Raw genomic sequence first — 18,465 nt, 5'->3', positions numbered from 1 at the left:
ATGGACCTCGACATCGACCACCTGCGCGGCTGGATAGGGCGCGAAGACAGCGCCTCGGAGGTCTTGAGTCCCACACTGGTTCGCCGGTTCAACGCGACCTTTGACCGGACATCAGGTGAAGCTCCAGGTGATGTCGCGCCGCTGCTGATCCATTTCTGCCTTGCTCAGCCGGCCGTTCAGACAGCCGGTCTGGGGCCGGACGGTCATGCAGCCCGTGGCGGCTTCCTGCCGCCCGTGCCCCTGCCCCGACGCATGTGGGCAGGCGGCGAGTTTACCTTCCAGGGAGACATCCGGATTGGCGAAGAAGTCCGGCGGGTGTCAACCGTCAGGGATGTGGTCCTGAAACAGGGCCGAACCGGGCCACTCTGTTTCGTCACGGTCAATCATGAAGTCACTTCTGACGGCCGACCTGTCTTGAACGAGCGTCAGGACATCGTCTACCGGGAGGCGCAGAACGTAACGGGCATGAAGACGCCCCCGGCGCCTGCGACGGCTGGAGACGACGTCATGCAGATCACGCCATCGGCCGCCTACCTCTTCCGCTATTCGGCCATGACCTTCAATGGGCACCGCATCCACTACGACAAGGACTATGTCCGCGACGTGGAAGGCTATCCAGGGCTCATTGTTCACGGTCCCTTGCAGGCAACACTGCTTTGCCAATTCGCGGCGGATCTCAAGGAAAGAGCACCGAAATCCTTCCGGTTTCGAAGTCTGTCGACCATATTCGACACGGCGGACTTCACGGTGAACGCGCAAACGGAGGGAGAAACCATGAAGCTCTGGACTGCGCAGCTTGGCGGCCCGGTTGCCATGGAGGCGACGGCGGCATGGTAACGGCAGTCAGGACACCTCTGTTCGTGCCGGCAAATAGGCCCGACCGGTTCCCCAAGGCAGCCGCAACCGAAGCCGACGCGATCATCCTGGATCTGGAAGACGCGGTCCCCGCATCGGACAAAGAGGCTGCCCGCATCAATCTGACAACCGGCTTCACCGAAAAACCTGTCATCGTGCGCATCAACGCCGTTGGGACTTCGTGGCACCCAGAGGATGTCGCTGCTCTTCGCAAGCTTGCACCGGATGCCGTCATGCTGCCGAAGGCGGAAGCTTCCGAAGAGATTGCATCACTCCACGCTGCCCTTGGGGGCTCGGTCCCGGTTATCGCGCTCATTGAAAGTGCCAGGGGGCTTGCCAATGCCAGGAGCATTGCAAGCACCGATGGGGTGGTTCGACTGGCTTTCGGGTCCATCGACTATTGTGCCGATCTTGGCTGCGCGCATTTGAAGGAGGTGCTCTTGCCCGTTCGCTCCGAACTGGTTCTGGCGTCCCGGCTTGCCGGTATCGCGGCCCCGATCGACGGCGTCACAGCACAGCTCGACAACCCTGCGCAGACATTTGAAGACGCCTCCCATGCACGGGATCTCGGTATGGCCGGCAAACTCTGCATTCACCCAAGACAGCTTCCCGAGATCAAACGCGCCTTCGCCCCGAGCCTAAACGAAATCGAGTGGGCCAGGCGTGTTCTCGCCTCGGGTGATGGCGCAGCCAATGTCGATGGCGCAATGGTCGACGAGCCGGTCCGCATCCGTGCCCGGACAATCCTCGCCTCCGCGCAGGAGGCCGATGCATGAGCCTGCCGCAGATCGTCCTGATCCCGGGGCTCCTGAACGATGCGGATCTCTGGCGGGATCAGATCACCGGTCTCGCTGACATTGCTCGCCCCCGGGTTGCCGACATAACACGCGGTAGTTCGCTGGGGGCTCTGGCGGAAATGGTTCTGGCCACCAGCGAGGACCGCTTTGCGCTCGCCGGGTTTTCGCTCGGCGGTATCGTCGCTCAGGAAATCCTGCGCCGCGCCCCGGAACGCGTGACCCATCTCGCCCTCCTCGACACCACCATGCTGCCTGACACGCCGGAACGCGCCGCAGAGCGCGAACAATTGATTGCTCAGGCGTCGAAACCGGGCCGTTTCCACGGCTTCGGCAGAAAACTCGCCCAGTCCTATCTTGCCCCGGAAAACCGGAACAATTCCGACATGATCAATCGGGTTCGTGCCATGACGCAGCGCCTTGGTCCAGACGTCTTCATTCGCCAGACCCGCATTGCTCGCCCCGACAGCCGCGCGTCGCTCACCGGCATTACCTGCCCGACACTGGTGCTGTGTGGCGATCATGATCAGTTGACGCCGCCGGAGCTTCATCGGTCCATGGCCAGCCTGATCCCGTCAGCGGACCTTGTCGTCCTGGAACACAGTGGCCACCTGACACCGCTGGAAGAGCCGGAAAATGTTACTGATCACCTGAAACGCCTGCTCCAGCGCGACCCTGTCAGGAAGTGACAGCAGGCATTTGAAATTCTAGCGTGCACCGGGTGCTCGATACCTATATCTTTCCCGAAAATTAGTCGGGAAAGTTTTTGAATGCCAACGATTTACCAGCTGAAGTCCCGTTTTCAGGACCTGCTTCGCCCGGTGTGCAGATCGCTTGCCGCAAACGGGGTGACGGCCAATCAGGTAACCCTGGCCGCGCTTGGCCTGTCGATTGGCGAAGGCCTGCTGCTCTGGATCTTTCCCGGCGCTTTCCTGCCCTTGATCCTGCTGCCGCTGGTTCTGTTCATCCGCATGGGCCTCAATGCCATTGACGGCATGCTGGCGCGGGAACACGACCAGAAATCCGACCTTGGCGCGGTGCTCAACGAACTGGGCGATGTGCTGTCAGACGCCGCGCTCTACCTGCCCTTCGCACTCCTGCCTTTTGTCGATGGGCCGATTGTCGTCGGACTGGTCATGCTTGCCATCATCGGCGAAATGACCGGCGTGATCGCAGTCCAGATCGGTGCAAGCCGCCGGTATGACGGCCCCTTCGGCAAGAGCGACCGGGCAGCCCTGTTCGGTCTTTGCGGGTTCCTGATGGCCTTTGGCCTGACCGCACCTCTCCTATATCAGATCCTTTTCGGTGCCGGACTGGCGCTGTCCGCGGTCACCATCTTCAACCGCGCCAGGGCGGCAATCAGGGAGAAACAATCCGCATGAACCTCCTGACCATCCATTGGGCCCTGATCGGCATCTGGGCCGTGCTGTGCGCTGCCAGCGCCATCGTCTTCGTGATCTCGAAACGTTCCGCCAAGAATATGAGCGAACTGGTTCAGCGCACCGTCAGCTGGTGGGTGATGGTGGCAATCTTCACCGTCTCCTTCCTGGTCAGCAACACGGTCTCGATCATTGTATTCGCCCTCATCAGCTTCTTGGCGCTGAAAGAGTATTTCTCGATGATCCCCACCCGCCGGGCTGACAGGCGGGTGCTGTTCTGGGCGTATCTGTCGATCCCCGTGCAGTACTTCTGGGTCTACGACAGCTACTATGGCATGTTCGCGGTGTTCATCCCGGTCTACATGTTCCTGTTCCTGCCCTTCGTCAGCCTGCTGACCCAGCAGACCGAGGGCTTCCTGCGCGCTGTCGGCACCCTCAACTGGGGGCTAATGCTATGCGTCTTCTCCATCAGCCACGCGGCTTTCCTCCTGATCCTGCCGGCGACCGAGGCCAACAGCACCGGCGGTCCAGGCCTGCTGCTGTTCCTCCTGTTCCTGACCCAGTTCAACGACGTCGCCCAATACACCTGGGGCAAACTGTTTGGCCGTCACAAGATCATTCCGGGCGTCAGTCCCAACAAGACGTGGGAAGGTTTTCTTGGCGGCGTTGCAACCACTTTTGTTCTGTCCCTTCTGACGGCACCGCTGGTCACGCCCTTTGACATGATCCACGCAGCTGCCGCCGGCCTGCTGATCCCGGTCGCAGGGTTCGTTGGTGATGTCACCGTCTCGGCCCTGAAGCGGGATCTCGGGGTCAAGGACACCGGCAGTCTTATTCCCGGTCATGGTGGCATCCTCGACCGGATCGACAGCCTGACCTACACCGCGCCGCTGTTCTTCCACTTCACCCGCTATTTCTATTACTGAAGGGGGATGTCAGGATGACCGCTTTCACTCCGCGCACGCAGTCGGCAGGCTTCTCTTTCTCTCTTCTCCAAGCCCACGCGCCTCTCCTCTCGTCATCCCGGCCAAGCGCAGCGCGAGCCGGGATCGGGGGGCCTTTCAATAGGCTTAAAGGTTCAGCCACTGATCTTGCGCCTGGGTTCCCCGGCCCCGGATCTCCGCTTCACTGCGTCCGGGGTGACCGAGGAGAGGACGACCCTGGAACAAGCGCTCGACCGTCAGCATTCAGGAACCTCCATTGATGCTCCAGAAAATCTTCTACATTTTCGTCAAGATCGCGGTCCTGTTCCTGCTCGGGCTGAACGTGCGTCGCAAGGAACTGCTGCCGGCCAACGGTCCGGCGATCATCGTTGCCAACCACAACAGCCATCTGGATACGATGGTGCTGATGGCCTTGATGCCCCTGTCGAAGCTGAAGGACATCAAGCCGGTTGCGGCGGCAGATTATTTCTTCTCCTCCCCTCTCAAGGCCTGGCTGTCGGAACATGTCCTCGGCATTATCCCAGTGGAGCGTGGCCGGAAAGAGAAGAATGTCGACCCGCTGGAAGGCTGCTACGAGGTTCTGCGTCAGGGCAAGGTTCTGATCCTGTTTCCCGAAGGTTCGCGCGGCGAACCGGAACAGATGACGGATCTCAAGAAAGGCGTATCCTTTCTTGCCGAACGGTTCCCGGAAGCACCGGTCGTGCCCGTCTTCACCCACGGCCTCGGCAAGGCCTTGCCGAAGGGGTCGTTCCTGCTGGTGCCGTTCTTCTGCGATATTTTCGTCGGGGAACCAATCACTTGGAACGAGGACCGGACTCATTTTATGACCGGGTTGAAGGAGCGCTTTAACGCACTCTCGACGGAAAAGACCTTTGCATCCTGGGAATAGTAAGTTGGCACTTTTCTGCCTGGCTGCGCTCTGGAGCTTTGCCGAGGCAACGCTGTTCTTCATCGCTCCCGACGCGCTTTTGAGCATCATCGCGCTTCGCTCCCTACGCAAGGCCATGGTAGCGGCGCTTCTGGCGTCCTTCGCGGCCGCGTTCGGCGGTCTGTTGGTCTGGACCTGCGCACAGCATTTTCCGGAAGAAACGCTTCAGGTGCTGCTGCTGGTGCCCGGGATTTCCGGATCAACATTTGAAATGGCCAGGCAGCTGCTGCAGGCAGGCCTGTTCGAGGGATTGCTCGGGGGAGCCTTCAGCGGCATCCCTTACAAGGTTCTTTCGGCCGAAGCGGGCTATGCCTCGATCCCCGCACAATCGCTTTTTCTTGTCTCGCCGGTGGCGCGGCTACCAAGGTTTGTCCTTGTCGCCTTCATTTCCTGGTCAGTGTCCCGACTTGTCGGCGCCCGTCTCAGCGACAGGAGAAAGCTCGCCCTTTGCCTTGCGGTCTGGCCATTTGTCTATGCCAACTATTTTCTCACCGCGGGCTGGTGAGCGGGCACAGACCCCTCATCCCACTTGTGACAGCAGCACCCCGCCAAGTGCCGCCGTCAGCAGCACCCAGATCAGCCCCATGTGAAACCGCAGGAGCAACAGGCCACACAGGGCCGCGAGGACCGGCACGCGCCAGTCGAGGCTGGCAAGGTCCGGGATCCAGAGTGTCACGACACCCCACTTTGTCGCCGTGACCTCTTCGAAGAAGACATGCAGCGCGAACCAGACCGACAGATTGAGCACGACGCCGACCACCGCCGCTACGATGGCCGAAAGTGCCGACTTGAGCCTCGGCTGCGCCGAGATCCATTCGATGTATGGCGCCCCGGCAAAGATCCAGAGAAAACAGGGAGCAAAGGTCGCCCAGAGCGCAACCAGCCCCCCTGCGAGGCCAAGAAGAAGTCCTCCTTCGTGAAAGGCCGCCAGAAAGCCGACGAACTGGGTCACCAGAATGAGCGGCCCCGGCGTTGTTTCCGCCAGACCCAGCCCGTCCATCATTTCACCGGCGCTCAGCCAACCGTGAATGGCGACGACGTCCTGGGCCATATAGGCAAGCACCGCATAGGCGCCGCCAAAGGTGACGACAGCGAGCTTTGAAAAGAACCAGCCGATATCCGCCAGCAAGGGCACGTTGCCGGCCAGATCCAGCAGCGCCAGCGGCGCGATCCAGATGAAGGCCCAGAGAAACACCGTGCGGAGCGTTTTCGCAATCGGTCTGCCAATGGCAACACCAGGCTCACTGAGGCTTTCAGTCTGCGCCACGCTGAACGCGGCACCGTAAAGCCCGGCGGCCAGAACAATCAGCGGGAACGGCAGGGCCAGAAAGAAAATTCCGACAAAGGCCAGAGCTGCAATGACCCATTGCCGCCTGATGGTGAGTGCCCGTTTGGAGAGGCGTAGCAGCGCCTCCAGAACCACGATCAGGACGGCTGCCTTGATGCCCAGAAACAGCTGACTGACCAGCGGCACATTGCCGAAGGTTCCGTAAACCGCGGCAAGTGCGAAAATTGCGAGTGCGCCGGGAACGACAAACAGAAGGCCCGCCAGCAAGCCACCGGCAACGCCGCGCAGTTTCCAGCCACAGTACGTCGCCAGTTGCATGGCTTCCGGACCCGGCAGCAACATGCAGAACCCGAGAGCGTTGACGTAGCTTTTTTCCGAAAGCCAGCCGGTCTCATCAACCAGCTTGCGGTGCATCAGCGCGATCTGTGCGGCCGGACCACCGAAAGACAGCAGACCAATGCTGCCAAAGACGGACATCAGCCGCCGCCAGGATGCTTCCTGGTCGAAAGCTGTTCCATCCTTGCCCGGAGCGCCTTCACCAGGTGCATGATGTGCGGTCAACGTGTCAGCCCTTTTCGTCGCAGACAGCCTGTCGTGACCTTCCTCTAACGCATTCGGGATGGAAGGGTAACTGCAATCCTTACCCGAATGCCGTCAGACCTGAACCGGTGCAACACAGTGGCAGGCGGCAGCGACCAGAGCCTGTATGAAGTGCTATCCCTTGACCGGATAGCGGTCAGGCTCCTCGAAGACATCGATCACCTTGGTTCCGGCCTTGATGATCGCACTGTGCTCCGCCCCGCTGGGAATATCGTAGATAGCGCCCGGACCCATCGTCCTTGTTTCACCAGCGATGGTGAATTCGATCTCGCCGCTCAGGACAGCGCCCCATTGCGCCAGATGCGAATGCGGCGGCAGGACCATGTCCTTCACGAAATCGAAAAAAACGACCAGTCCGGCGTCAGAGCGCACTGCATAGGATCTGACAACGTCCTCGGGAAAGGGAACATCTAGAGCTGGAAACTTTTGGATGAAATCTGGAAGCTGCATGGACCTCTTGCCTCAAACGGATGGTGTTGAGGCAAGTCTGGACCAGGTCGACCTATCCGTTCAAGACATCCTTCACAGTCGTCGCAAGCTGCTTCAGCGTGAAAGGCTTGGGCAGGAAGAAGAACTGTTCGCCCGGTGGCAGGTTTTCCTCGAAGGCGTCCTCGGCATAACCGGACACGAAGATGATCTTGAGGTCCGGACGGGTCTTGCGCAGCTCGACCAGAAGCGTCGGCCCGTCCATTTCCGGCATGACCACATCGGAGACCACGAGGTCGATCTTGCCGTCTGTCTCTTCCATGACCTCCAGCGCCTCGTTGCCCGAGCCCGCCTCGTAGACGGTGTAGCCACGCGACGCGAGGGCACGGGCGCCAAAGGCACGCACGGCCTCCTCGTCTTCCACCAGCAGGATCGATGCGGAACCGGTCAGATCCTTGACCTTTTCCGGCTCGACTTCCTTCGGCTCCGGCTTTTTCTTCTCCACGACCTTCGGAATGTGGCGTGGCAGGAACAGACGGAACGTCGTGCCGACATCAACTTCGGAGGTACAGAAAATGAAACCGCCGGTCTGTTTGACGATGCCGTAAACCGTCGACAGGCCAAGGCCCGTTCCCTTGCCGACTTCCTTGGTGGAGAAGAACGGATCGAAGATCTTCTCCATCACGTCGGGCGGAATGCCGTGGCCCGTGTCGTCCACCTCGACAAGGGTGTACTCGCCCGGTGGCATGCCGCGGATGTTGTCGAACTGAGTGCTTTCGGCTTCGTTGACGTTGCGCGTGCGGATAGTCAGACGGCCACCGTCGGACATTGCATCGCCCGCGTTTACCGCCAGGTTGACGATCACCTGCTCCAGCTGGTTCAGGTCGGCCATGACCGGCCACAGGTCCCGGCCGTGGATCACCTTCAGTTCCACCTTCTCGCCCAGCAGGCGGTCAAGCAGGATGGAGAGATCTGCCAGAACGTCGTTCAGCTCCAACTGCTGCGGACGAAGCGTCTGACGACGCGAGAAGGCCAGAAGCTGCCGCACGAGGCCGGCTGCACGGTTGGCGTTCTGCTTGATGTTCATGATGTCCTGGAAGGACGGATCGGTCGGCCTGTGGCTTGCCAGAAGCAGATCCGAGAAGCCGATGATCGCGGTCAGGACGTTGTTGAAGTCATGCGCGACACCCCCGGCCAGCTGGCCGATGGCCTGCATCTTCTGGCTCTGGGCGAACTGGGCTTCCAGGGCTCGCTGCTGGGTGGTTTCAAGCGCGTAGACGATGGCGGCTTCGCCGTCGCCCTCACCTTCCTGCACTGCGGAGACGTAGAAGGTTGCGGAACGCGGGTCATTGCCCTCTACCAGGGGAATGTCTATCGGCGCAATCTCGCCGATCCCGTTGGCAGCAGCCTGGAGAGACTTTGCCAGTTCCTGCCGCCCGCTCTCGGCCACATAAGCCTCCAGCTTGGGAGATTCGTCATCCGTATCGACCGCACCGAACAGCTTCAGGAACGGCGCGTTGGTTCTCAGGACCCGGCCTTCCTTGTCGAGCGAGGCAATGGCGATCGGCGTGTTGTTGAAGAAACGGGCAAAGCGGACTTCCGCCGCCCGAAGCGCCTCGGAGGCTTCCTCACCGCGAGACCTGTTGAGAACCAGTGTGCGGCTGTCACCCGGCTGGCCGTTTTCACCGAAAGGCACACGGTGGAGCAGTCGCACCGGCAAGCCGCGTCCGTTGCGGGTGACGAAGTCGAGATCAAAGGTTTCGCTCTTGACCTCGCCCGCCTGACCCTTGATCGAGCGGATCAGCTCGGTGCCGTCGCCGCGCACGATGCTCGAAAGATCGAGGTCGCCCGCGTCGAACTGGGCAAGATCGTAGCCAAGCCAGTCGGCCAGGGTGGCGTTGAGATAGACGATGCGGCCTTCCGCATCACAGGAGAAGAAACCGGCCGGCGCGTGATCCAGGAAATTGATGACGCGCTGCAGTTCCTGAAACGAGTTTTCCTGTTCGGCCCGGTCGCGGGTGATATCGGCCAGCTGCCAGACCGCCATGGGTTTGCCGCCGCCGCGTTCCTTGGACACCTGCAACGGGCGGATCGACACCCGATACCAGCGCGCAGCGCCGTCGGCCCTGCCGAGCGGGAACGGCATGCGGATCTCTTCTTGCGCCCTGCGGCTGTCGCGCATGGCCTGGGACAGGCGGAAAATGGCGTCGGCGGCATCCGGATCGGAGGAAAACACACGCTCGACCACACGGATGTCGGCAGCCGTTTCAGCGCCGGTCAGATCCGCATAGGCCTTGTTGGCATAGACAAGCCGGCCGTCCAGATCGGTAATGAGCGCTCCGTCTTCAAGGGTATCGACAAAAGCGGAGGCAAGCGGATTGGCTTCGCCTGGGCGGGCCGACAGGCGCAGAAAGCCTATGGCTCCGGCAAACAGGCAGAAAACGCCGACGACAGCCAGGATACCGAGCAGTGCAAGAATAAACGGCTGCGCCACTTCGCGGTCCATGACCGCAAAGGCAGCAGCAGCGCCGACGAGCAGCAGTGCGAGGCCTATGAGAAGGCCTATATTACCGGAACGTTCCGGGCGGCTGATCATCGGCCCGCTCGGCGTCCCGTCCATGTCACTCATCAATCCTGTCTCCCGGGCCCGATTCGGTTCTTGAAGGGGCCGTACATAAGCATTCTGTGCTTAATAGCCGATTTCAACTGATATGCGACCAAGTCCTGTTGAAATTCACCTGTTTGCCGCGGACTTTTTCAGTCCGCTATCCTTGAGAGCAACTTAGTTGGCACGCCAGGATGCGCGCTTGCGCATGCGGAAGACGAAGCCGATGACTTCGGCAACGGCCTTGTAGTGTTCTTCCGGAACTTCCTGGTCGATCTCGACTGTCGCATAAAGCGCGCGGGCCAGAGGCGGATTTTCGACGACCGGAATATCGCTTTCCTTGGCGAGCTCACGAATTTTGAGCGCGACCGCATCGGTACCTTTCGCAAGGCAGAGCGGTGCTCCCATGCCTTCTTCATACTTCAACGCCACAGCATAGTGCGTCGGGTTGGTCACGACCACAGTGGCCTGCGGTACCGCCGCCATCATGCGCTTGCGCGACCGCTCCATGCGCAGCTGACGGATCTTGCCCTTGACCTGCGGATCACCTTCGGTCTGTTTGTATTCTTCCTTGACCTCGCGCAGGGACATCTTCTGCTTGTTGAACCATTTGTTGCGCTGGTAGATGAAGTCGGCTGCGGCAACCACCGTCATCACAGCCAGCACGGCAGCCAGAAGCTGCAGGATCAGGATCCGTGCCTCCTCCAGGATGATGTTCGTATCGGCGAACACCATAACTTCCGCTTCGTCGCGGTGCGGCCACATCACCGCCACCATGATGGCGCCGACAACAGCAATCTTCACCATTCCCTTGGCAAAGTTGACAAGACTGTCGGCGGAAAACAGCCGCTTGAAACCGGAGGCCGGTGAAACCTTCGAGAATTTCGGCTTGATCGTTTCCGCGGTCAGCAGTGGCTGGTGCTGCACGAGATTGCCCGCCACAGCCATGATCACCAGCGCCAGCAGCGGAATGCCGACGATAAGAGCCACCGACTGCCCCGTGTCCCGCCACAGGGCTTTCAGCGCGTAGCCGTCCACCGCAATCTGGTGGGCATGCTCCATGTAGCCCTTCATCAACTCGCCCAGCGACACGGCGGTGCTGGGCGCGAAAATGGCAATCATCAGCGTCGCACCGGCCAGTGTGAACCAGGTGCTGACTTCCTGAGATTTCGGTACGTCCCCCTTGTCATGCGCCTCTTTCAGGCGCTTGTGCGTGGGGTCCTCTGTTTTTTCCGAGTCGTCGGTATCGTCAGCCATAGCGCAGCGCTACCCCACGATGAACTTGCCGAGCGATTCCTGAAAATGATCCAGATAGAACATCATCAGGGTTGCGATCAGCACCATGAGCAGGAACAGCCCGATCGCGATATTCACGGGCATGGCGATAAAGAAGATCTGCATCTGCGGCATCAGCTTGTTGAGCAGGCCAAGGCCGAAATAGAAAACCAGACCGACAACCAGAAAAGGCGCGCTCATGCGCACCGCGATGGAAAACACATGCGCAACGGTTTCCGTCGCGTTCTGTGAAAAGTCCCCGACCGGCGGAGCAAGGCCAGGCGGAAAGATCGTGAAACTGTCGTGGAGCGCCGCGATCACCAGGAAGTGGCTGTCGCTGACGAAGACCAGCGTAATACCGAGAATGGACAGGAAGTTGCCGAACAGCGCCCCCTGCTGGCCCTGGTTGGCGAAATCCGTCCCAAGCGCGAAAGCAAGGCCGGACTGGTTGGCCATGATCATGCCGGCGATCTGCAAGACGGACGTGATCATCTTGGCGCACAGGCCGATACCGAAGCCGATGGCCAGCTCTCCGAACAGGAGCGCAATCATGCGATAGGTATTGGATGTCAGGTCGGCAGGATAATACTGCGAACCGACGGGGTAGAGAACAATCGTCAACGCCAGGGCAATGGTCAGCCGAAACCGTGTCGGGATCGTGCTTTCGCCCAGAGCCGGCAGCAACATGACCATCGTGCCCATACGTGCGAACATCAGCATGAAGATGGCTGCGATATTCGGCAGATAATCGAGCTGGATGGTCATGAAGGTCCACGCCCTAACCGGTGGTCAGGATCATTTCGGCAACCCTGCCCATGAATGCCTCCAGAACCTGGCTCATGAAGGGCAGCGCAATCAGAATCGTCACGAAGATCGCGAGGATCTTGGGAACGAAAACCAGCGTCATTTCCTGGATTTGCGTCAGAGCCTGGAACAAGGCGATGACGACACCCACCAACAGACCGATGACCATGACCGGTCCGGCCACCAGGATCATGGTCCAAACGCCTTCACGGGCGAGATCGAGAACTTCACCAGCGGTCATCAAAGGCCCCCTTGCCGCATCGGATCAGATCGGCATCCGCATGATTTCCTCATAGGCGGAAATCACTCGATCGCGAACGGCGACCATCGTTTCCAGAGCAACTTCCGTTTCGGCGATCGCGGTGACAACGTCGACCACGTCAGCCTTGCCCTCGACAAGGCCGACAGCCTTGTCATCTGCAACACGGCCCTTGTCGACGACACCGCCGACAGCCTCTTCCACCAGCTTGGTAAAATCGAGACCGGCAGCTTCGGGAGCGCCCGCCTTGTCCTCGATCGCACGCGCCTGCTGCTGCAGCTTGGCGGCCATCTGGTAGGCATTATTTGCGATCGACGGAGTAGACATGACTAAGGCTCCCTTCCCGGATTAGGACTGCCGCTCAGGCGCGCAGGATATCGATGGTCCGCTGCAGCATCCGCCGCGTGGAATCGATGACGTTCAGATTGGCTTCGTAGGATCGCTGCGCTTCGCGCATGTCCGTCGTTTCGATCAGCGTGTTGACGTTCGGCTGCAGCACGTAACCGTTGGCATCGGCCGCCGGGTGCCCGGGCATGTGCACCGAACGGAAGTCCGTGTTGTCTTCCGCGATCTTGCCCAGCTCGACCATATCAGCGCCCATTTCCCTGTCGAAATGGCTCTTGAAGGTCGGGATCTTGCGCCGGTACGGCAGTTCTTCAGGCGTCTTGGCAGTGGAGTTCGCATTCGCGATGTTCTCCGCGATGATGCGCATGCGCCCGTTCTGAGCTCTCAACCCGCTTGCCGAGATGAACAGGGATTTGATCAGGTCCATGTTATCGGTCCTCTAGCTTGTGCTGCCTTGCCTCATACACTCTTGGAAAGCGCGGTCCGGATCAGACCGAGCCCCTTGGTGTAAAGCGTTGTCGCAGCCTGGTAATCCATCTGGTTCTCGGTGATGTGCATCATCTGCTCTTCCAGATTGACGCTGTTGCCGCTCGGCGTGACTTCGAAGGTGTCGTCTTCCTCGATCTTGGCCGAACCGGTATTTCCCAGCTTCCCGGGAATGTGCCCGGCCACCGTCGTCGTCGTCGCCAGGTTCAGTGACTGCCGTCCGATGTGATCCTTGAAGGTATATTCCTTCACGTCCCGCGCCATGTATCCGGGCGTATCCGCGTTGGCGATGTTCTGCGCCAGCACGCTCTGTCTCGTCTGGTGCCACTGCATCTTGGATTTCAATGCCTGGAACAGCGGCAGATCCGTTATGGCCATTCCGATTCACCATTCGTTAACCAACCCGGCAATGATTGCCGCTCAAATGGTTAATGAAAAGTTAACAGCCATTTACCTCTTCCGGCCCAAACCCTTCAAAAACCAGTGGAGGAGGCAACTTTCCTTTGCATTTCGCAAAAAGAGAGGCGCCGCCAACAGGCAAAATTTGCCTGCCTCTGTTAACTTTAAGTCCTAGAGAGATTCGAAGCAGATCAGCAAGCGGCTGAACCGGTACCGACGGGGCAAAACATTCCCGCCGCAACGGGGAAAAACAAAAAAGCCGAGAGGTTTGCGAGACAGGAGCCTGCACAGGCTCAACCGCCGGAATTACTGGGGATAAAGGCAAACCTCCCCAATTGAGGCAAAAAACCGGAGTAACCGGCACACGCGATCAAACCGCAAGCGGGGCGGCACGAGGGTAAGATGTATAACTGGATTGAGACCACATTCAACGTGAGCGGGGGCATCACGCAGGCTATTGCAGTCATCCTGGCTTTGGCCGTCGTGCTGCTGCTGTTCGGACTGTTTATTTTCATTCTGAAGCGCCTGATGGGGGCAAGTGCTCCACAAAGCCGCAACCGGCAGCCCCGGATTGCCATCATGGACAGCGCTTCTGTCGACGCTCGCCGCCGGCTGCTGCTCATTCGCCGGGACAATATCGAGCATCTCATCCTGGTCGGCGGCCCGAGCGACGTTGTGGTGGAACAGAATATCGTTCGCAACACCCCGCTGGCCCAGACCCGGCCCGGGCAGCCGTCTCTCTCGAACATGCCGATGCCGGTCAAGGCCGCAGTCGCCCCAGGACCGGAGATCCCGGCCCGGCCCGACGACTTCCTCGAAGAACAGGAAGTCGCAGCGCCCGCAGTCCAGGCACGTACGCCGGTTCCGTCTGCCGCGCCGCTAGCGCAGCCGTCTCCACCGGCACCACAACAGGCTGCCCCGGCACCGCAACCTGCCACTCCGGTGGCACAGCCATCCGCACCGGCCTCACCTTCGTATCAGGCAGCAGCCACCCCGATTGCCACGCCGGCAGCGCCCAGTGTGAGTTCGGCTGCACCGCAACGCAATTATTCGGAACCCGCTCCCTCCCGGCTTACCGCCACGCGTGCGGCCGAGAGTGCTTCGGCAGCCGTACAAGCCCCGACGCCCCCGGCCCAACAGGCAACGCCCCCCAAGACCACCCCCGACAAGCCGGAAAGCGGTGGAGGACTGGGCCGCGCGAGCGATCTGCTACGTGCCGCCACTCAGAACGGCTTCAACCGGGCCGCCACTAAACCAGCCGCTCCTGCGCCTGCTTCGCCGGAAGTTTCGCCTCCGCGAAGCACCGACGAAGGCAAGGTCGACATTGCTGCTGCCCTGGAAGCTGAGATACAGGCAAGTGAACCTGCAACAGCACCCGTAAAAGCGCCGGAAGTGCGTCCTGCCGTTCCGTCTCCCTCTGCGCCGCAGGAAAGCAAGACAGCTTCCACATTGAAGTCCCTGGCACGCCCGTTCACGGCCCGTGACCGGCCTTCCTATGGCGGTACGATCTCGCCGCCCGCTTCCGGACCGGCGGCACGGGCCAAAACCGCTCTCTTGAAGCCGGTTGAGCAGGTTCTGCCGGAGCACAAGGTGGAGCCGGTGCTCGTTGCCGCAACCTTGACCGCAGCATCCACACCTCAACAAGCCCCTGCGCAGGAAGCTCCGGCGGAAGAAAGCATGCCGAAACCGGACCAGCCCGCCGACCTTGGCCAGGCGATGGCGGACACGGCGGACGAAAACGTCCAGATGGCCGATGCACAACACTCTTCAAGCGATGTTTCAGAGCCCGAAGTGACTGAAGCAATCGAACCTGCCGACGTCACGGCGGATGATGAAGCCCGGACAGCGGCTTCCTTGGAAGAGGAAGGCGCCACAGCCGAAACGCAGTCGGTCGCAGAAGCCGCCCCTTCCAGGGAACTCTCGCTGGATATCGGCGATCTCCTGGAAGACGTGCCGGAAGCGTCCACCCCGGCTCAGGACAAGCCCGAAGCGTCTTTCGCAGCGGAAATGCCAGCTGACGAGGCATCTGCCGACGAGGCTGAAGAGGCGCAGGAAGAAACCGCAAGCGCTACTGCAACGGTCGCGCCGTCTGCTGTGGCATCGGTAGCAGCCCCTGCCCCGGTAACCAGCGGTCCCGTGACGAGCTCTGCGCCACCGGTCAAGGCGCCTGTCAGGCCTTCCGCCGGTTTGGGCGACAGAAATCCCATCGAGGAAGAAATGGCGAAGATCCTCGACGAACTGGGTGGACAGTCAAACGGATGATGCGCTTGCAATCGCTCCTGCGGCCTGGCGGTCTGATCCGCCTGATGCTTTTGCTGACCGCATTGCTCGCGGTTCTGGCCGGACCGGCTGCTGCGCAGGAAATCTCGGTCGGTTTTGGCGATGACACCACCTTGACGGAACGCGCCGTCCAGATGGTTGTCCTTCTGACCATCCTGTCGCTGGCGCCTTCCATTCTCGTCATGGTGACCAGCTTCACCCGTATCGTGGTGGTGCTGTCGCTCTTGCGGTCTGCCATCGGCCTGCAGACGGCCCCGCCCAACATGGTGATGGTCAGCCTTGCACTGTTCCTGTCGGCCTTCATCATGATGCCTACCTTGCAGGCCTCCTATGATGCCGGCGTTCAACCGCTCATCGACGGGGACATAGAATTCGAGCAGGCCTTCGAGCGTGCCTCCGATCCGTTCCGGACGTTCATGCTGTCCCAGGTCCGCGAAAAGGACCTCGCCCTGTTCGAGGAGCTCTCCGGCAGAGAAGAAGCACCGGAAGGCCCGGAAGACCTTTCCATGGCCACGCTCATTCCCGCTTTCATGATCTCCGAACTGCGACGTGCTTTCGAGATCGGCTTCCTGCTCTACCTGCCGTTTCTCATCATCGACCTCGTGATTGCATCCGTATTGATGTCCATGGGTATGATGATGTTGCCGCCGGTGGTAATCTCTCTTCCGTTCAAGCTGATCTTCTTCGTACTTGTCGATGGCTGGAACCTGGTGGCAGGCTCGCTGGTCAAGAGCTTCGGCGGCGGCTGAAGCACCCGGCCAAGTCGTTAAAAGTAGAAGAAAATTAAGATAGGACTGTAATAGTTACAGCCGTGCGGGCCCGAACTGTGCCCCTTCGTTAATAGCGGCAGGACAGTGTTAAGAGAACAATTAGAACAGCTCGCCCGGATCAAAGAACCAGAGGCGAGATCAAAACTCATCCGCACGCTCGTCGGCGAATATGCGCGGTCGGAAGACCACGAGCCGACGGAGATGGAGCGGGAACTGTTTTCGCGAATTGTTCTCTCGGTTTTCGACCAGTTGGACCGCGCTGCACGCTACGAACTTGTCGTACGCCTTGCAAAAACCGACCGCATCATCCCCGACCTTGCGGACCGGCTCGCCCAGGAAGATTACGAACTGTCGGAACCGGTGATCGAATGCTCGCCGATGATCAGCCAGAACGGTCTCATGCAGATCGCCAAAAACGGCGGCAACGACAAGCGCAAGTCAACGGCAAAGAGACCTGATCTTTCCGAAGAGATGACCGACACGATGATTGCGCGGGCCAGCCGGGATGTGGTCCACGAGCTCCTCCATAATATGGCAGCGCCCTTTTCAGTCCGGGGCACACTCGCCCTGCTGATCTTTGCAAACACGGAAGCAGACGTGCTCGCCGGCATTGCAAGGCGTGCACTGGAAGACGAAGAATTTCTCCAAACCCAGATGGACATTCTGGAGACCAACTGTCCGCTGATCCCGCCTCCCCTCAAGAAGGCCCTGGAAACCGGCGAACTGCAGCGCCTGGCGAAGACCATCGAAGAACGACACGACGGCAGCATCGACCTCGATGGCATCACCTATTCGCGCCACGAAGCCAGCATCCAGATTGCGAACGGCGAGTTGTCCTTCGATGCAATTCTGCGAACTCTGTTCGAAGAAGGCCGCCTTGATGCGGCCATCTGGCTGATTAGCCGCAAGATCAACCTCGCCGACGAGGTTGTTTCCGACACGCTGAAATCCGATGCGGATGGTGCGATCATGCGCCTGATGCTGCAGACCGGCATCCATGAAAAGACCTATCGCGACTTCCTGAAAGCACGCTGCGAGTGGCTGGACCGAAGCACTCGGTCCATTCCCGAACTCGTCATGCGCTACAAGTCCGAACTCAAGAAACCGCATCAAAACCCTGGTCAGCCGCCGTCACAGTCGCTTGTGAAGGCAGTCACCTGACACGAGTGCGTGGTCAGCCCGCCGCCCTCGGCAATGTCACGATGCCAGAAGATTTCTGTCCAGAAATGTCAGCAGGTTCTCGTGATGCAGGTTTTCTGCAGCACTGGTCGGGATATGGTCCTGGCCTTCGTAGATATGAACCTCCGGCTTCCGGCCATGGGCAAGAAGCCGCCCTTCCAGACGCTTTGTCATGTCCACTGACCAGACCCGGTCGGCCGACCCGTGGCTCAGGAAAATCGGTCCGTCATAGCGCTCTATTTCGATCTGTTTCGTAGGAAGAAGGTTCTCGGAAGACCCGCGCCAGGACCATGCCCGCTCACCGGGGTCCCATGGCTGCCAGCCTGGATCTCCAGCGTCGCGGTAAGCCTTGCTGTCGAACGCCCCGCACACAACGTCTGGCGGACTGTGCACAGCCACCGCGTCAGGCAGGCCGTCAAGACCCTCCTCCGCCATCAGGGCTGTCAGCAAAAGGGCATGTTCAGCCCCCCGCGACACGCCATAGAATGCCGCCTTTTCACCAACGGCCTCAAATGCACGCAGCGCCCGGAAGGCATCCAGACTTCTGTCCAGTGACACGTTTTCGATGCTGCCGGCATTCCAGGCATTGCCCCCCTTCGAATAGCCGAAAGGAAAGGCCAGGTAACCGTGTGCTGCCAGGAGAACCGCATTTCGATGGCTCCAGCCAGACCATGCCCCCTCTGAGCCATGAAACACCATGACGGCAGGAAAGGGTCCCTCGCCTGCAGGACCATAGGTCGTGCCCCATTCCGGGATAAGACGCCGGACGATTTTCAAGGACATGAAGGAGTTCCTTTGTTCCGGTGTTCCAAAGCCATCGAACCGACACATCCACCGCTGCAAAGCGGA

At 60.1% G+C, this 18,465-nt stretch carries 20 protein-coding genes; 10 read left to right on the top strand and 10 right to left on the bottom strand.

The genetic code is table 11. The features are described 5' to 3' along the window. The 7 genes from FIU93_RS15890 to FIU93_RS15860 all read left to right on the top strand — a co-directional run bounded on the left by FIU93_RS15890 (position 1) and on the right by FIU93_RS15860 (position 5,405). Complete coding sequence (locus FIU93_RS15890) at positions 1–837, top strand: MaoC family dehydratase N-terminal domain-containing protein (protein ID WP_152506119.1); 837 nt, start codon at positions 1–3, stop codon at positions 835–837. Then, positions 831–1,631: a CoA ester lyase gene (locus FIU93_RS15885; protein ID WP_152506118.1), complete on the top strand. Its 801-nt coding sequence runs from the start codon at positions 831–833 to the stop codon at positions 1,629–1,631. Before FIU93_RS15890 ends, FIU93_RS15885 begins: the two co-directional genes overlap by 7 nt. Further along, positions 1,628–2,338 (top strand): alpha/beta fold hydrolase, encoded by a 711-nt coding sequence (locus FIU93_RS15880; protein ID WP_152506117.1) that lies wholly within the window; start codon positions 1,628–1,630, stop codon positions 2,336–2,338. Before FIU93_RS15885 ends, FIU93_RS15880 begins: the two co-directional genes overlap by 4 nt. Before the next feature lie 81 nt (positions 2,339–2,419). Beyond that, positions 2,420–3,031 carry a CDP-alcohol phosphatidyltransferase family protein gene (locus FIU93_RS15875; protein ID WP_152506116.1) on the top strand — a complete coding sequence of 204 codons (612 nt, stop codon included), beginning with the start codon at positions 2,420–2,422 and terminating at the stop codon, positions 3,029–3,031. Continuing rightward, the gene (locus FIU93_RS15870) at positions 3,028–3,954 is read left to right on the top strand and encodes a phosphatidate cytidylyltransferase (protein ID WP_152506115.1); all 927 of its coding nucleotides are present in this window, start codon (positions 3,028–3,030) and stop codon (positions 3,952–3,954) included. Before FIU93_RS15875 ends, FIU93_RS15870 begins: the two co-directional genes overlap by 4 nt. Before the next feature lie 277 nt (positions 3,955–4,231). Next, the gene (locus FIU93_RS15865; protein ID WP_023000732.1) at positions 4,232–4,861 is read left to right on the top strand and encodes a lysophospholipid acyltransferase family protein; all 630 of its coding nucleotides are present in this window, start codon (positions 4,232–4,234) and stop codon (positions 4,859–4,861) included. A gap of 4 nt (positions 4,862–4,865) precedes the next feature. Further along, positions 4,866–5,405, top strand: coding sequence for a hypothetical protein (locus FIU93_RS15860; RefSeq protein ID WP_152506114.1), 540 nt, complete (start codon positions 4,866–4,868; stop codon positions 5,403–5,405). A 15-nt stretch (positions 5,406–5,420) separates the two neighbouring features. Here the strand turns inward: FIU93_RS15860 and chrA are convergent, their stop codons facing one another. The 9 genes from chrA to flgB all read right to left on the bottom strand — a co-directional run bounded on the left by chrA (position 5,421) and on the right by flgB (position 13,366). Further along, a complete protein-coding gene (gene chrA, locus FIU93_RS15855) occupies positions 5,421–6,665 on the bottom strand; it encodes a chromate efflux transporter (RefSeq protein WP_152507613.1) in 1,245 nt (414 codons plus the stop codon). 237 nt (positions 6,666–6,902) lie between these two features. Beyond that, positions 6,903–7,238 (bottom strand): cupin domain-containing protein, encoded by a 336-nt coding sequence (locus FIU93_RS15850; RefSeq protein ID WP_152506113.1) that lies wholly within the window; start codon positions 7,236–7,238, stop codon positions 6,903–6,905. A 52-nt stretch (positions 7,239–7,290) separates the two neighbouring features. After that, complete coding sequence (cckA, locus tag FIU93_RS15845; RefSeq protein ID WP_023000728.1) at positions 7,291–9,843, bottom strand: cell cycle histidine kinase CckA; 2,553 nt, start codon at positions 9,841–9,843, stop codon at positions 7,291–7,293. A gap of 153 nt (positions 9,844–9,996) precedes the next feature. Further along, positions 9,997–11,076, bottom strand: a complete 1,080-nt coding sequence (gene flhB / locus FIU93_RS15840; RefSeq protein ID WP_023000727.1) for a flagellar biosynthesis protein FlhB — start codon at positions 11,074–11,076, stop codon at positions 9,997–9,999. 9 nt (positions 11,077–11,085) lie between these two features. Next, positions 11,086–11,859: a flagellar biosynthetic protein FliR gene (fliR, locus tag FIU93_RS15835; protein ID WP_023000726.1), complete on the bottom strand. Its 774-nt coding sequence runs from the start codon at positions 11,857–11,859 to the stop codon at positions 11,086–11,088. 13 nt (positions 11,860–11,872) lie between these two features. Then, complete coding sequence (gene fliQ, locus FIU93_RS15830) at positions 11,873–12,139, bottom strand: flagellar biosynthesis protein FliQ (RefSeq protein ID WP_023000725.1); 267 nt, start codon at positions 12,137–12,139, stop codon at positions 11,873–11,875. 24 nt (positions 12,140–12,163) lie between these two features. Continuing rightward, on the bottom strand, positions 12,164–12,484 hold the full coding sequence (locus tag FIU93_RS15825; RefSeq protein ID WP_031269190.1) for a flagellar hook-basal body complex protein FliE: 321 nt from the start codon (positions 12,482–12,484) through the stop codon (positions 12,164–12,166). A 34-nt stretch (positions 12,485–12,518) separates the two neighbouring features. Continuing rightward, positions 12,519–12,929 carry a flagellar basal body rod protein FlgC gene (gene flgC, locus FIU93_RS15820; protein ID WP_023000723.1) on the bottom strand — a complete coding sequence of 137 codons (411 nt, stop codon included), beginning with the start codon at positions 12,927–12,929 and terminating at the stop codon, positions 12,519–12,521. A 32-nt stretch (positions 12,930–12,961) separates the two neighbouring features. Further along, positions 12,962–13,366 carry a flagellar basal body rod protein FlgB gene (flgB, locus tag FIU93_RS15815; RefSeq protein ID WP_023000722.1) on the bottom strand — a complete coding sequence of 135 codons (405 nt, stop codon included), beginning with the start codon at positions 13,364–13,366 and terminating at the stop codon, positions 12,962–12,964. 423 nt (positions 13,367–13,789) lie between these two features. On the opposite strand from flgB, the gene FIU93_RS15810 reads away from it, so the two are divergent. From FIU93_RS15810 to FIU93_RS15800, 3 genes are all read left to right on the top strand, one after another. Then, complete coding sequence (locus tag FIU93_RS15810) at positions 13,790–15,649, top strand: flagellar biosynthetic protein FliO (protein ID WP_152506112.1); 1,860 nt, start codon at positions 13,790–13,792, stop codon at positions 15,647–15,649. A gap of 44 nt (positions 15,650–15,693) precedes the next feature. Next, on the top strand, positions 15,694–16,416 hold the full coding sequence (fliP, locus tag FIU93_RS15805; RefSeq protein ID WP_055656672.1) for a flagellar type III secretion system pore protein FliP: 723 nt from the start codon (positions 15,694–15,696) through the stop codon (positions 16,414–16,416). 105 nt (positions 16,417–16,521) lie between these two features. Further along, positions 16,522–17,598 (top strand): DUF2336 domain-containing protein, encoded by a 1,077-nt coding sequence (locus FIU93_RS15800; protein WP_152506111.1) that lies wholly within the window; start codon positions 16,522–16,524, stop codon positions 17,596–17,598. 36 nt (positions 17,599–17,634) lie between these two features. Here the strand turns inward: FIU93_RS15800 and FIU93_RS15795 are convergent, their stop codons facing one another. Continuing rightward, positions 17,635–18,399, bottom strand: coding sequence for an alpha/beta hydrolase (locus tag FIU93_RS15795; protein ID WP_152506110.1), 765 nt, complete (start codon positions 18,397–18,399; stop codon positions 17,635–17,637). Positions 18,400–18,465 lie beyond the last annotated feature (66 nt).

It is taken from the genome of Labrenzia sp. THAF35, from assembly GCF_009363595.1.
GTDB lineage: Bacteria > Pseudomonadota > Alphaproteobacteria > Rhizobiales > Stappiaceae > Roseibium > Roseibium algicola.
This window is presented reverse-complemented; position numbering and strand designations above follow the sequence as displayed.

Excerpts from the sequence above, each read along its gene's own strand:
- FIU93_RS15890 (WP_152506119.1), top strand. The coding sequence starts at position 1 with ATGGACCTCGACATCGACCACCTGCGCGGCTGGATAGGGCGCGAAGAC.
- FIU93_RS15885 (WP_152506118.1), top strand. The coding sequence starts at position 831 with ATGGTAACGGCAGTCAGGACACCTCTGTTCGTGCCGGCAAATAGGCCC.
- FIU93_RS15880 (WP_152506117.1), top strand. The coding sequence starts at position 1,628 with ATGAGCCTGCCGCAGATCGTCCTGATCCCGGGGCTCCTGAACGATGCG.
- FIU93_RS15875 (WP_152506116.1), top strand. The coding sequence starts at position 2,420 with ATGCCAACGATTTACCAGCTGAAGTCCCGTTTTCAGGACCTGCTTCGC.
- FIU93_RS15870 (WP_152506115.1), top strand. The coding sequence starts at position 3,028 with ATGAACCTCCTGACCATCCATTGGGCCCTGATCGGCATCTGGGCCGTG.
- FIU93_RS15865 (WP_023000732.1), top strand. The coding sequence starts at position 4,232 with ATGCTCCAGAAAATCTTCTACATTTTCGTCAAGATCGCGGTCCTGTTC.
- chrA (WP_152507613.1), bottom strand. The coding sequence starts at position 6,665 with ATGTCCGTCTTTGGCAGCATTGGTCTGCTGTCTTTCGGTGGTCCGGCC.
- FIU93_RS15850 (WP_152506113.1), bottom strand. The coding sequence starts at position 7,238 with ATGCAGCTTCCAGATTTCATCCAAAAGTTTCCAGCTCTAGATGTTCCC.
- cckA (WP_023000728.1), bottom strand. The coding sequence starts at position 9,843 with ATGAGTGACATGGACGGGACGCCGAGCGGGCCGATGATCAGCCGCCCG.
- flhB (WP_023000727.1), bottom strand. The coding sequence starts at position 11,076 with ATGGCTGACGATACCGACGACTCGGAAAAAACAGAGGACCCCACGCAC.
- fliR (WP_023000726.1), bottom strand. The coding sequence starts at position 11,859 with ATGACCATCCAGCTCGATTATCTGCCGAATATCGCAGCCATCTTCATG.
- fliQ (WP_023000725.1), bottom strand. The coding sequence starts at position 12,139 with ATGACCGCTGGTGAAGTTCTCGATCTCGCCCGTGAAGGCGTTTGGACC.
- FIU93_RS15825 (WP_031269190.1), bottom strand. The coding sequence starts at position 12,484 with ATGTCTACTCCGTCGATCGCAAATAATGCCTACCAGATGGCCGCCAAG.
- flgC (WP_023000723.1), bottom strand. The coding sequence starts at position 12,929 with ATGGACCTGATCAAATCCCTGTTCATCTCGGCAAGCGGGTTGAGAGCT.
- flgB (WP_023000722.1), bottom strand. The coding sequence starts at position 13,366 with ATGGCCATAACGGATCTGCCGCTGTTCCAGGCATTGAAATCCAAGATG.
- FIU93_RS15810 (WP_152506112.1), top strand. The coding sequence starts at position 13,790 with ATGTATAACTGGATTGAGACCACATTCAACGTGAGCGGGGGCATCACG.
- fliP (WP_055656672.1), top strand. The coding sequence starts at position 15,694 with ATGCTTTTGCTGACCGCATTGCTCGCGGTTCTGGCCGGACCGGCTGCT.
- FIU93_RS15795 (WP_152506110.1), bottom strand. The coding sequence starts at position 18,399 with ATGTCCTTGAAAATCGTCCGGCGTCTTATCCCGGAATGGGGCACGACC.